The following is a 12151-nucleotide window of genomic DNA, read 5'->3' as shown; positions in this document are numbered from 1 at the left end:
GCGCGCCCGCCGCCAGCCTCAGCGCATCCAGAAGCCTTCTTTCTTGATCCGGTTGCGGATCGCCTGCTCGCGCCGGGGCAAATTCCCGCGGTCGAACAGCGCCCGCACCTTCGCGCCGCGGCCCTGGTAGACCATGCGCTTGATCGGCTCATAGGCTTTCAGTACCTTCTTGATCCGGTTCGGCGCGGCTATTTCATGCAGCAGCTCAACCACCCGGTCGCTTTCACGCGCATAGAGCAGCGGAAATAGCCGGTAGTGGCAGCTGGTCTCTCCATCGAGGTAACCGCTTGGCAGCGCATCGCGGCCGCCGCCGAAGGAATGGATCACCAGGGGCAGCACGATCTGGTCGAGCCAGGGGTCCAGGCTTTGGCCGGTGAGTTCGACTGGCGGATCGTCCCGGACCGACTGCGCATAGGCCAGGAACCGCGCGCCAAAGGCCCGCGGACAGGCGCCGTAGAAAAAACCCGCGTTGAAATAGAGATACCGCTTCCAGAATTCATCCGGCTGGCTGAGGTCGAGGCTGGACGGGAAATCGAGGCCGAAGCGGGCATAGAGCGACTGCCAGATGCCAGCATAGCCGGGACCGTACAGCGTCGGCTTCGGCCATGTGCCCTCCACCCGCAAGGAGGCCGAGGGGCAGGAGAAATCGAACGGCACCTCCGCCAGCTCGCCGGTGATCAGCGTATCGGTGTCGAAAAACGCAAAAGGCTCGCCCTCGGGCAGCGCCTGCAGCGCCTCGATCTTGTTGCCATAGGGGTATGCGGCGCCGAACGCCTTGCTCTCAAACGGCAGGATTTCCGCCGCCAGATCCGCCAGCGCCTGCAGCACCTCCGGATTGCGGATGCTGGGATCCTTGTCCCACAAGGGCCCCGGCTGCGGCACCGCCACGAACAGCCGCCCGGCAAACCCCGGCGCGCAATGGCGCAGCGAGGCCGCAAACAGCACCGCCTCATACTGCAGCCGGCCCGCCTGGCCGATGATCATCACGTTGAAGGGGGCATTTGCCATTGTTTTCCCCGTTTTTCCGTCCCTGCCGGGCGGTTAGGACTGCCTGTTAAGGCCGCAGGCAGAACTGCCTGATAAGGTAGCTACAAGCCTGCAGGATGCCGTGCAACAGGCGGTTGGAAAATTCGGGCGCCCCTGTGTTGCAGCGGGCGCCGCAAGCGGAGAAAGACTATGATTGATGTGATCCTGGCAATCATCGCGGCCTCGGCCCAGCCGGGTGCGGACAACGGCGTGCCCGCGACCGCGGCGGTGTCCGCGCCCGCGCCGGCCCGCACCGCGCTGGCGGCGGAGCCGCAGGAGGCCACCGGCCGCTTTACCACTGCAACAGAGGTGAAGCCGATCCTGTCCGCGACCCGGGCCAACTGGATCCATGTGCGCGAATTCAACGGCCAGGACCTGCTTTATGTGACCCACCTGTGGTCCTGGCGCTGCGGCCTGGCGCAGGTCAGGCTGGGCGTGAACGGCGCTGCGCCGGAAATCTGGCCGCTGCCGGAGTGCCACCTGGACGAAGGCTTTCCGAACATGATCAAGGAAGAGGACGGCATGCCTTACCGCAGCTATCCGCTGGGCTCGATTCAGCAGATTGCTGTGGAGGTGACGTTTGATGATCTGACAGTGGAAAGCCTGGCCTTCGGGCGTGACGGGCAGCCCCTTCCGCAGGACTGAACCGGCTGCCTTGCCTCGGCGGCATGAAGGCAGCCCATTTCAGGAAAAAGACCTCTTGCGACAGACCCGCGAAGGATGTTAAGCGCGGTTTCACAGCTAAGTGCCCCTATAGCTCAGCTGGTAGAGCAACTGATTTGTAATCAGTAGGTCCGCGGTTCGAGTCCGTGTGGGGGCACCACCAACCTCTCTAAAGCATTGGTTTCGCTTCAGGTTTCCTGCGCTCTCCGGGGGCACCGGGAAAAGCGTTTTTGGCCGTTCTGCCCGCAATACCCCCTCAACTCACAGGTGCCAGAGCCCGCCTGCCGTGTTGAAACCGCCGCTTGCAAACCGCAGAACATATCGCAACCCGGCCTGCTTCCGCTGCGGCATTGCCGCAATTGCCTTCCGCACTCAGCCATGCTGTTGTGCGCGCGAAATAGTTTTCAGGGAGACCCACTCATGACCGATGCCCCGTCTTATGGTTTTGACACCTTGCAGATCCATGCTGGCGCCAAGCCGGACCCGGCCACCGGCGCGCGGCAGACGCCGATCTATCAAAGCACCGCTTATGTCTTCCGCGATGCCGAACACGCTGCAGCCCTGTTCAACCTGCAAGAGGTCGGATTTATCTATTCCCGCCTGACCAACCCTACCGTTGCGGTGCTGCAGGAACGGCTGGCGACGCTGGAGGGCGGCGTCGGCGCGGTCTGCTGCTCCTCCGGCCACGCGGCGCAGATCATGGCGCTGTTCCCGCTGATGGCGCCGGGCTGCAATGTGGTGGCCTCGACCCGGCTTTACGGCGGCACAGTGACCCAGTTCAGCCAGACCATCAAACGCTTCGGCTGGTCGGCGAAATTCGTCGACACCGACGATCTGGATGCAGTGGAGGCGGCGATCGACGAGAACACCCGCGCCGTGTTCTGCGAATCCATCGCCAACCCGGGCGGCTATGTCACCGACATCCGCGCGCTGGCCAATATCACCGACGGCGCCGGTATTCCGCTGATCGTCGATAACACCTCCGCCACCCCCTACCTGTGCCGCCCGATCGAGCAGGGCGCGTCGCTGGTGGTGCATTCGACCACCAAATACCTGACCGGCAACGGCACTGTGACCGGCGGCTGCGTCATCGACAGCGGCACCTTCGACTGGTCGGCCAATGACAAGTTCCCCTCCCTGTCGGAGCCGGAACCCGCCTATCACGGCCTCAAGTTCCATGAAACCTTCGGACCCCTGGCCTATACCTTCCACGGCATCGCCATCGGCCTGCGCGATCTGGGCATGACGATGAACCCGCAGGCGGCGCATTACACGCTGATGGGCGTCGAGACGCTGTCCCTGCGGATGCAGCGCCATTGCGAGAACGCCCGCAAGGTGGCCGAATGGCTCGAGAACGACGAGCGGATCGACTATGTGACCTATGCCGGGCTGCCGTCCTCGCCTTATTTCGAGCGCGCCCAGGAGCACTACCCGAAGGGCACTGGCGGGCTGTTCACTTTTGCCGTCAAGGGCGGCTATGAGGCCTGCATCAAGCTGGTGGATTCGCTGGAGATTTTCAGCCACGTGGCCAATCTGGGCGACACCCGCTCGCTGATCATCCACTCGGCCTCCACCACCCACCGGCAGCTGACACCGGAGCAGCAGGAAGCGGCGGGTGCCAGCCCCAACGTGGTGCGCGTGTCCATCGGTATCGAGGATGCGGACGACCTGATCCGTGACCTGGACCAGGCGCTGGCCAAGGCCTGCGGCTGACTCACCGTCTACCCGTAAGAGAAAGGCCGGGCGCCCTGCCCGGCCTTTTTTTATTCGCTTACCGCGCCGCCCGGCACGGTCATGTCGAACACCACTGAGACATTATGCGTGAAGGTCAGCTCCCCGGCTTCGACCGGCATCGCCTCGCTGCGCGCCATGTCCATGGCCATCATCGGCCGGGGCCCGCCACCGCTGCCGTTCTCGGTGATTGTGCGCACCGGACCCAGCTCCATGCCGGCCGCTTCAGCCAGCTGCTGCGCTTTGCGCATCGCATCCTTCACCGCCTCGCCGCGGATCCTGCCGATGACCGCGGCAGGGTCCTCAACACCAAAGTTCAAGCCCTGAAACTGGTTGGCGCCGGCCGTCAGCACCGTGTCCAGCACCGGCCCCAGCCGGTCCAGATACCGCACCCGCACCATCAGCGTGTTCGAGGCCTGGAAGCCGGTGATCTCGCGCCGGCCGCCGTTGCCGCTGGAGCGGTCCTGCGACCAGACCGGATGCATCGCAATCTGCTGGGTTTGCATGTCCGCGCCGGCGATGCCGCTGTCCTTGAGCCGCGCGATCACCGCGCCCATCGCCTCCGATGCTGCCGCCATTGCAGCTGCGGCTTCCTCCGCCTCCTCGGTCACGCCAAGAGTGATGGTTGCCAGCTCAGGGGCCACCTGCAGCGTGCTTTCGCCACTGACCGTGATCTGCCGCGGCGCGGCGGCCTCGCTTGCCGCAACAGCGCCAGCGCCCATCGACAGCGCCAGTGCGGCGGCCAGAAGTTTCTTTGCTTTCATCCTCAAAAGCTCCTTTGTTGAATGACCACTAGATGGGGGTGGCGGACAGCCGCCCGCAAGCCCCGCCGGAAGTCTTTTCCTTTAACTCGGCAGACTCCTGCTTTAAGGTCCGCGGCAAAACACCGGGCGCGGCAGGCGGCCCCGGGCAGTATGGATTTGGATGGTTTGACCCAAGGCATGAAACCGGCTTTTGCTCTTTCGCTTTCCGCTGATGGTATTGCGCTTCTTTATCGCGCCGGCGACGGCTGGCGGAGCGTGGGCAGCACCCCGTTCAGCGCTGAGGATCTGCCCGCTGCGCTGGCGGACATGCGCGCCGATGCGCTGCGGCTGGCACCGGGCGGCGTGTTCAGCAAGCTGATCCTGCCCAATGACCAGATCCGTTATCTGACGGTGGAGACCGGCGAACTGCCTGCGGAGGAGAGGATTGCTGCCGCCAGGGCCGCGCTGGAAGGCGCGACCCCCTATGAGGTGGACGAGCTGGCCTTTGATATCAGTGCTGACGGCGGCCTGACCCATATCGCCGCCGTGGCGCTGGAAACGCTGGATGAGGCAGAGACCTTTGCGGTGGAGCATGGCTTTGGCCCTGCCAGCTTCGTCGCGGCGCCCGAAGACAGCGGGTTTCAGGGTGAGCCATTCTTTGGCACTGCCCGCGCGATCCGCGGCACCGAGGTGGAGCCCGACAGCGCCGCAGTAGAGGTTATTGGCCCGGTTAAGATGCCGGATCCGGCGGCGGAAGACGATAAAGAAGACAGCCCGCCCGCCCCGGCGGAGGACACTGCGGAGCCGCCCAAGGACACCGCCGCCGAACAGCCCGCGGCGCAGCTGCCGCCTGCGCCGCAAGCTGAAAGCGTTGAACCGGCAGGCGGCAGGGACACCCCGGAGCACCCACAGGCGCCCGCGGAGGAACCAAAACCGGAAGCGGAACCGTCAGAAGAGGAAGCCACTGAGGGCGCCCCGGCGACGGCCGCAGAAGCAAAGACGCCAGTCAGCCTTCCGCCTGCACCGGCAGCCGATGGCTCCGCGCAGGAGGGCAACGGGTTCTCCAGCATCCGCAGCAAGGCTGCGCCCGCAGATTCCTCTGCCCCGCCTGTTTTGGGTCCGGCAAAGGCGCCGCAGCCCGAACAGGTGCCGCCGCCGCTTGCCAAAGGGCCCCAGCCGGCCCCAGCCCCGTCAGCGGCGAAACCGCTGGAAGCCGCTGGTGCGGCCAGGCCCGCGGACCAGGCCGAAGCCACCACGCCGCAGCCGAAGATCCCGCCCGCCCCCGCGGCGCTGCGTGAGGCTGCCGCAACCCCGGCCCCACCGCCCAAGGAGGCCGCCGGAAAACCGGCCGCCAAAGGCAAACCGCGCTACCTTGGGGTGATCCTGACCGCCCTGCTGCTGCTGTTCATGGCCACCGTCGCGGTATGGGCGGTTTTCGGTGAAAGTGGCTTTCTTTCGGACACGCCTGCTAAGGACAGCAGCCTTTCCCCCGACACGGAAGCCGCCCCCGGCAGCGGCCTGCCGGAAGACGAAGACAGCCCGGCCGGAACACCGGCAGCAGCGCCGCAGCCCGGCACGGACGAGGGTGCGCAAGCTATCGCGCCGCAGGTAAGCGTGCTGGCGGATCAGCCCGACCCCGGCGTGCAAGACACCGGACTGATCCCCGCTGCCGCAGACGAAGCCGCCGCAGATGGCGCGGAGCTGCCCGTGGAGAGCGCTGACACCGCCGCAGTGGTCACGGACGCCCCTGAGGGCGGCGAGACGGAGGGCGGCTTGCAGGCGCCTGCCCCGGCGGCGGCGCTAGAAGAGCCGCTGGACGAACTGGCCCAGGCCGCGCGCTACGCCGCAACCGGGGTCTGGCCTGTTGCACCTGATCTGGGAAGCTTCCCCGCTGCGCCGGGCCTTAACGAGCTTTATACCGCCTCCATTGACCAGCCCGACATCGCGGCGGATGCCGTGGCTCTGCCGCAGGCGGAGTCTTTTGCACAAGACGGTCAGCCGGCAGCCATCACCTCCCCTGCCGCGGCGGGGCAAGCATTTGAACTCAACGACCGCGGCCTGGTGACGGCTAGCCGCGAAGGCACGCTCAACCCCGATGGCATCATGGTCTACCTCGGCCGCCCCGGTAAAGTGCCGCCGCGCGCGCCGGAGCGCAGCGACCCCGCCGCCGAAGCCCTGGCTGAGGAAGTGGCCCGCAACCAGGTTCTGTCGCGCAAGCGCCCCAAGGCACGGCCCTCGGACCTGGAGGAACAGGTCGAGCGCGCCCAGCTGGGCGGCCTCAGCCGCGCCGAGCTCGCTTCGCTGCGCCCGCGCCAGCGCCCGGCCAGCCTTAAACCGGCGGAAGAAGAGCAGATGCCTGCCACCGCCCTGGCGGTTGCCGCCTCGGTGGTGCCCCGCGGGCGGCCCGCGAATTTCGCCAACCTGGTCGACCGCGCCCGCCGCAACGCCCAGAACCAGGTGCAGACCGCAGCCGCCGTGCCAGCCGCTGCCGCCGCCGCTGCGCCGCGCATACCGACCACGGCGTCGGTCGCCCGCCGCGCCACCGTCAGCAACGCCATCAACCTGCGCAAGCTGAACCTGATCGGAGTCTACGGCACCGCATCCAACCGCCGGGCGCTGGTCCGGCTGCCCTCGGGCCGCTACAAGAAGGTGCAAGTCGGAGACCGCATCGACGGCGGCCGGGTGATCGCCATCGGCGAAAACCAGTTGCAGTACCAGAAAAGCGGGCGCAACCGCACCCTGAAGATACCGAACGGCTGAAGGCCCGGGCTGGACGGCGTCTCCCCCTCTTACCCCCCTCCTAGGACCGACAGTCAGCCGGGGGTGACTGGTTCGCGGCGGCAATCGCCCATCTTCTCACCGGCTGACTGGGCTGATTTACTCCTGTTTTCTTGATACCGGACATAAAAAAAAAGCCGGGCCCGCACTGCGGACCCGGCCATCGCACTTGTTTGGCTGCGGTTACTCGGCGGCTTGGATTTCGCCGTTTTCGATCTGCTCCCGCTCGATCGATTCAAACAGCGCCTTGAAGTTACCCTCGCCAAAGCCGTCGTCACCCTTGCGCTGGATAAACTCGAAGAAGATCGGCCCGATCACGGTCTTGGAGAAGATCTGCAGCAGGATCTTGGTTTCGCCGCCGTCGACCACGCCCTCGCCGTCGATCAGGATGCCGTGTTTCTTCATCCGGTCCAGCGGCTCCTCGTGGCCCTGCACGCGGTCGTGGCTCAGATCGTAATAGGTCTCCGGCGGGGCCGGCATGAACTTGATGCCGCGTTCCGAAATCTCATCGGTCGAGTCATAGATGTTCTCGGTGCCGACGGCGATGTGCTGGATGCCCTCGCCCTTGTACTTCTTCAGGTAGGAGACGATCTGCCCGGTCTCGCCCCGGTCCTCGTTGATCGGGATCCGGATGCGGCCGCAGGGCGAGGTCAGCGCGCGGCTGAGCAGGCCGGTGTACTTGCCTTCGATGTCAAAGAAGCGGATCTCCTTGAAGTTGAACAGCTCGCCGTAGAAATTGAACCACTTGTCCATGTTGCCCTTGTAGACATTGTGGGTCAGGTGATCGAGGTAATAGAAGCCGACGCCGCGCGGCTTGGACTGCTTCAGCCACTCGAATTCCTCGTTATAGGGCGAGGTGTCGTAATACTGGTCGATGAAATAGATCAGCGAGCCGCCAATGCCCTTGATCGCGGGCACGTCCATGGTTTTGTCATCATCTTCATAGGGTTCGGCCCCCTTGGCAACGGCATGCTCGAACGCCTTCCGGGCATCCGCCACGCGCCAGCCCATCGACGGGGCGCAGGGGCCGTGCTCTGCGACGAACTTCTCGGCAAAGCTGCCGGCCTCGGCGTTCAGGATGTAAGTGATGTCGCCCTGCTGCCACAGCTCAACGCCGGGCTTCTGCTTGTGACGGCCGACCAGCTCATAGCCCATCTGGGTGAACAGGTCGCGCAGCTCCTGCGGCTCCGGGCTGGCAAATTCAACAAATTCAAAGCCATCGGTGCCAGCGGGGTTTTCAGGCGTGATCTCGGATTTCGGGGCGTTATGCGGGAACGGGCCCATCGCGCGTCTCCTTCATCTGATGTGGGGACAGGATTAAATCTTGTCCTAAGAATACCGCTTTTCGGATACAGGGTTTCCGCATAGTTTCGCGCGCGCCGGTTGATTTGCGCGGAGTTTTCGCGGAAAGTGGGGAAAATGAGGAGTTTTTGCGCATGCTGGATCCGACAGACACGAAACTTCTCGCAGCACTGCAGAAGGACGCGCATCTGACCGCGCAGCAGCTCGGCGACCTGCTCAACCTGTCGCCCAGCCAGGCCGGGCGACGGCGCCAGCGGCTGGAGGCGGAAGGTTATATCGAGGGGTATTCCGCGCGGCTGAACCCGGCCAAGCTGGGGCTGGCAGTACAGGGATTCGTGCAAGTGCATCTGGGCAGCCACGGCCCCGAACAATCCAAGGGTTTCGCCCGGCTGGTGGCCAGCCAGCCGCAAATCACCTCAGCTTGGACAATGACCGGCGAGGCCGACTACCTGCTGCGGGTCTATTGCGCCGACCTGCAGGCGCTGAACGCCCTGATTCACGAGATCCTGCTGCCGCACCCCGGCGTGTCCAGAGTCCAGAGTCAGATCGTAATGGCACAATTAAAACGCGATGCCCCGCTGCCGACTTAACCAAGCGGGAAGGATTTGAACGTAAACAGACGGCAACGAATTCCGTAATCAGAAGTGGAAATTGCCGTGTCTTTTGTTGACCGCCGTGTTGAAACGCGACCAAGCAGCGGCGAGGCTCCCTTTGGCCTCAATGAAGTTTTCTTTTCCAGGACTGACAGCCGCGGTGTGATCCAGGCGGGCAACTACGTGTTCCGCCGCGTCGGTGCCTACCCCTGGGAGGAACTGATCGGTGCGCCGCACAAGGTGATCCGCCACCAGGACATGCCCAAGGGCGTGTTTTCGCTGTTCTGGGACACGCTCAAACGCGGCGAATGCATGGGCGCCTATGTCAAGAACAAGTCCAAGGACGGTCTGTACTATTGGGTGTTTGCCGTGGTCGTCCCCTGCGAGGACGGCTATCTCTCCGCCCGGATCAAGCCCAGCAGCAAGCTGTTCGATGAGGTGCGCGCCTTCTATACGCAGATGCTCAAACGCGAGAATGAGCAAGGCGTCAAGCCGGAGGAAAGCGCCCAGTACCTGCTCGACTGGCTGGGCGGCCATGGTTACGAGAACTACCACGAGTTTGCCGCCCACGCGCTGAGCCAGGAGCTGATCGCGCGTGACACCGGCCTGGGAAACCAGGCCCACGTCCGCATCCAGGAGCTGACCGGCATGCTGCGCAACGCCGAAACCCTGGTGGAGGAAACCGAGGGGCTGATCGCCGATTTCGACGCCATGCACACGATCCCGCATAACCTGCGGGTGCTGGCTTCGCGGATCGAGCCGTCGGGCGGCCCGGTCACGGTGCTGTCGCAGAACTACGGCTCCATGTCGCGTGAGATGTCGGACTGGTTCGGCGCGCATGTGATGGGCAAGAACAGCAACTTCGCCAAGATCAAATCCTCCGTGAACGACAGCCTGTTTGTCGAAGGCATGGCGCGGATCCTGATCGAATGCGACAACCAGCTGCAAAAGGAGCGCCGCGACCTTGGCAATGTCGACATGGAGGCCGAACGCAAAATTCTCGGCGACCTTGTGAAGGACCAGGTCAAGCGCGCGCAGGACGGCATGAAGGAGGTCGACCAGGAATCCGACCGCATCACCAGCGCCTGCCAGATCATGCACCGGCATTTCCTCGGCCTCAGCTCGACCCGGGTGCTGCTCAAGATCGAAAGCGCAAGACTGACCGATTCCGGTGAAACCCTGGCCGATATCATCGACCAGCTCGGCGGTTTCCAGGAGCGGATATCGCGGCGGCTGGACCGGATCGGCAAACTCAGCGAAGAAATCCGCCTGTTCGAGCAATAATTCCGCAGCGCCTGCCCCAGGCAGGCGCTGAATTGCCCTAACCGCGCGCCGCAGCTGCCAAAGCCATTGCCAAGGTACCGGCGCGCTTGCGATACCTTCTGTATGGAAGAGTTTTTTTATCAGGCAACCGTTTATCTGGCGGCCGCTGTCATCGCGGTGCCTCTGGCCGCACGTCTCGGCCTCGGCTCTGTGCTGGGCTACCTGGCGGCGGGCATTGCCATTGGCCCGGTGCTTGGCCTGACCGGCACCGAAACCGAAGACCTGCGCCATTTTGCCGAGTTCGGCGTCGTCATGATGCTGTTCCTGATCGGGCTGGAACTGGAGCCGCGCACGCTGTGGGCGATGCGGCACAAGCTGCTGGGCTTGGGCGGCATGCAGGTCTCCCTGTCCACCCTGGCCCTGATGGGCGCGGCAATGGCCATGGGCCAGCCCTGGCATGTCAGCCTTGCCATCGGCCTGGCGCTGTCGCTCTCCTCCACTGCGATCGTGCTGCAGACCCTGTCGGAGAAGGGGCTGATGCGGACCGGCGGCGGCCGCTCGGCTTTTTCGGTGCTGCTGACCCAGGACATCGCGGTGATCCCGATCCTGGCTTTCCTCCCGCTGCTCGGCTCATATGCGATCCCGCAGTTCTCCAGCGACGGCTCCATCAGCCTCGAAGGCGACGACCATGGCGCGGGTCACAGTTCCCTGTCGCTGGTGGACGGGCTGCCCGGCTGGGCCGTGGCACTTGTGACCCTCGCGGCCATCGCCTTTATCATCCTGGCAGGCATTTACCTCACCCGGCCGCTGTTCCGCTTCATCCACGCCTCCAACCTGCGCGAGATGTACACCGCGCTGGCGCTGATGATCGTTGTCGGCATCTCCTTCCTGATGACGCTGGTCGGCCTGTCGCCGGCGCTTGGCGCGTTCCTGGCGGGGGTGGTGCTGGCCAACACGGAATTCCGGCACGAGCTGGAAAGCGACCTCAACCCCTTCAAGGGGCTGTTGCTGGGGCTGTTTTTCATCACCGTCGGCGCAGGCATCGACTACCGCCAGTTCCTGGCCGACCCGGCCGACCTGATCGGCCTGGCAGCGCTGGTGATCTTTGCCAAGGGTGCGGTCCTGTTTGCCGTTGGCCGGGCCTTTGGCCTGCGCCGCCGCGGGCTGTGGCTGTTTACACTCAGCCTGGCCCAGGCTGGTGAATTCGGCTTTGTGCTGCTCGCGTTCTCCCGCCAGCTCAACGTCATTCCGGCGGCGCTGTCGGAAAAGCTGCTTTTGGTGATTGCGCTGTCGATGCTGATCACGCCGCTGCTGTTTATCCTCTATGACCTCCTGTCCAAACGCATGGGCGAGGCCCGCCAGGAGCACGAGCCGGACGAGATCGACGAGGAAGGCCCCGTTATCATCGCGGGCATCGGCCGCTTCGGCCAAATCGTCAACCGGCTGGTGCAGGCCAGCGGCTTCAAGACGGTGGTGCTGGACCATGACATGGAAGCGGTGCAGCTGATGCGCCGCTTCGGGGTCAAAAGCTTCCTCGGCGACCCGACCCGCCCGGAACTGCTGAAGGCGGCAGGCATCGCCAAGGCCAAGGTGTTCGTGGTGGCCCTGGATGACCCCGAAGGGGTGGTCAAGATGGTGTCCTATGTGCGCCGCGCCTATCCGGACCTGCATATCATCGCCCGCGCCAAGGACCGCAACCACGTCTATGAGCTGTATAAGGCCGGCGCCGACGACATCGTGCGCGAGCTGTTCGACAGCTCGGTGCGGGCGGGCCGCTACGTGCTGGAGAACGTCGGCCTCACCGAGTACGAGGCGGCGCAGGCGGCGCAGACCTTCTATGGCCATGACCGCCAGAACCTTCGCGACTTGGCCGAGCACTGGATCCCGGGCGTGCCCGCAAGCCAGAACCCGGCCTATATCGAACGGGCGCGGGAACTGGAAAAAGCCATCGAAAGCGCGATTTTCGAGATGGCAGAGCGCAAGCGGAAGAAATCCTCCGAAGCCGCCGAATGAAAAAGCCCCGGCGCAGGCCGGGGCTTGGTTTTGCAGGGC

At 64.5% G+C, this 12151-nt stretch carries 9 protein-coding genes and 1 tRNA gene; 7 read left to right on the top strand and 3 right to left on the bottom strand.

What is annotated here, in order from left to right; translation table 11 throughout:
* Positions 1–18: 18 nt before the first annotated feature.
* Entirely contained in the window at positions 19–1008 is a 990-nt protein-coding gene (locus CAER_RS0119555; RefSeq protein ID WP_027236952.1) for a hypothetical protein, read from the bottom strand.
* Positions 1009–1176: 168 nt separating this feature from the next.
* Between CAER_RS0119555 and CAER_RS0119550 the strand changes: the two genes are divergently transcribed.
* The 3 genes from CAER_RS0119550 (at position 1177) to CAER_RS0119535 (ending at position 3402) form a co-directional block, all read left to right on the top strand.
* The gene (locus CAER_RS0119550) at positions 1177–1671 is read left to right on the top strand and encodes a hypothetical protein (protein WP_036797459.1); all 495 of its coding nucleotides are present in this window, start codon (positions 1177–1179) and stop codon (positions 1669–1671) included.
* 102 nt (positions 1672–1773) lie between these two features.
* A tRNA-Thr gene (locus CAER_RS0119545) sits at positions 1774–1849 on the top strand.
* A gap of 260 nt (positions 1850–2109) precedes the next feature.
* Positions 2110–3402: an O-acetylhomoserine aminocarboxypropyltransferase/cysteine synthase family protein gene (locus tag CAER_RS0119535; protein WP_027236950.1), complete on the top strand. Its 1293-nt coding sequence runs from the start codon at positions 2110–2112 to the stop codon at positions 3400–3402.
* 50 nt (positions 3403–3452) lie between these two features.
* On the opposite strand, the gene CAER_RS0119530 is transcribed toward CAER_RS0119535, so the two are convergent.
* Positions 3453–4184, bottom strand: coding sequence for an SIMPL domain-containing protein (locus CAER_RS0119530; RefSeq protein WP_027236949.1), 732 nt, complete (start codon positions 4182–4184; stop codon positions 3453–3455).
* Positions 4185–4361: 177 nt separating this feature from the next.
* Here CAER_RS0119530 and CAER_RS0119525 point away from each other — a divergent pair, with 177 nt between their 5' ends.
* Complete coding sequence (locus CAER_RS0119525) at positions 4362–6923, top strand: hypothetical protein (RefSeq protein WP_027236948.1); 2562 nt, start codon at positions 4362–4364, stop codon at positions 6921–6923.
* A gap of 201 nt (positions 6924–7124) precedes the next feature.
* Here CAER_RS0119525 and hppD read toward each other — a convergent pair whose 3' ends face one another.
* Entirely contained in the window at positions 7125–8225 is a 1101-nt protein-coding gene (hppD, locus tag CAER_RS0119520) for a 4-hydroxyphenylpyruvate dioxygenase (RefSeq protein WP_027236947.1), read from the bottom strand.
* Positions 8226–8377: 152 nt separating this feature from the next.
* Here hppD and CAER_RS0119515 point away from each other — a divergent pair, with 152 nt between their 5' ends.
* The 3 genes from CAER_RS0119515 to CAER_RS0119505 all read left to right on the top strand — a co-directional run bounded on the left by CAER_RS0119515 (position 8378) and on the right by CAER_RS0119505 (position 12112).
* Positions 8378–8833 carry an Lrp/AsnC family transcriptional regulator gene (locus tag CAER_RS0119515; RefSeq protein WP_027236946.1) on the top strand — a complete coding sequence of 152 codons (456 nt, stop codon included), beginning with the start codon at positions 8378–8380 and terminating at the stop codon, positions 8831–8833.
* A gap of 66 nt (positions 8834–8899) precedes the next feature.
* Positions 8900–10120, top strand: a complete 1221-nt coding sequence (locus CAER_RS0119510) for a PAS domain-containing protein (RefSeq protein WP_027236945.1) — start codon at positions 8900–8902, stop codon at positions 10118–10120.
* Between the two features lie 102 nt (positions 10121–10222).
* The gene (locus CAER_RS0119505; RefSeq protein WP_027236944.1) at positions 10223–12112 is read left to right on the top strand and encodes a monovalent cation:proton antiporter-2 (CPA2) family protein; all 1890 of its coding nucleotides are present in this window, start codon (positions 10223–10225) and stop codon (positions 12110–12112) included.
* Positions 12113–12151 lie beyond the last annotated feature (39 nt).

The sequence above is a fragment of the Leisingera caerulea DSM 24564 genome (assembly GCF_000473325.1).
Taxonomy (GTDB): domain Bacteria; phylum Pseudomonadota; class Alphaproteobacteria; order Rhodobacterales; family Rhodobacteraceae; genus Leisingera; species Leisingera caerulea.
This window is presented reverse-complemented; position numbering and strand designations above follow the sequence as displayed.

What these genes read in the sequence shown, in the direction of transcription:
- CAER_RS0119555 (WP_027236952.1), bottom strand. Translation starts at nt 1,008, where the DNA reads ATGGCAAATGCCCCCTTCAACGTGATGATCATCGGCCAGGCGGGCCGG.
- CAER_RS0119550 (WP_036797459.1), top strand. Translation starts at nt 1,177, where the DNA reads ATGATTGATGTGATCCTGGCAATCATCGCGGCCTCGGCCCAGCCGGGT.
- CAER_RS0119535 (WP_027236950.1), top strand. Translation starts at nt 2,110, where the DNA reads ATGACCGATGCCCCGTCTTATGGTTTTGACACCTTGCAGATCCATGCT.
- CAER_RS0119530 (WP_027236949.1), bottom strand. Translation starts at nt 4,184, where the DNA reads ATGAAAGCAAAGAAACTTCTGGCCGCCGCACTGGCGCTGTCGATGGGC.
- CAER_RS0119525 (WP_027236948.1), top strand. Translation starts at nt 4,362, where the DNA reads ATGAAACCGGCTTTTGCTCTTTCGCTTTCCGCTGATGGTATTGCGCTT.
- hppD (WP_027236947.1), bottom strand. Translation starts at nt 8,225, where the DNA reads ATGGGCCCGTTCCCGCATAACGCCCCGAAATCCGAGATCACGCCTGAA.
- CAER_RS0119515 (WP_027236946.1), top strand. Translation starts at nt 8,378, where the DNA reads ATGCTGGATCCGACAGACACGAAACTTCTCGCAGCACTGCAGAAGGAC.
- CAER_RS0119505 (WP_027236944.1), top strand. Translation starts at nt 10,223, where the DNA reads ATGGAAGAGTTTTTTTATCAGGCAACCGTTTATCTGGCGGCCGCTGTC.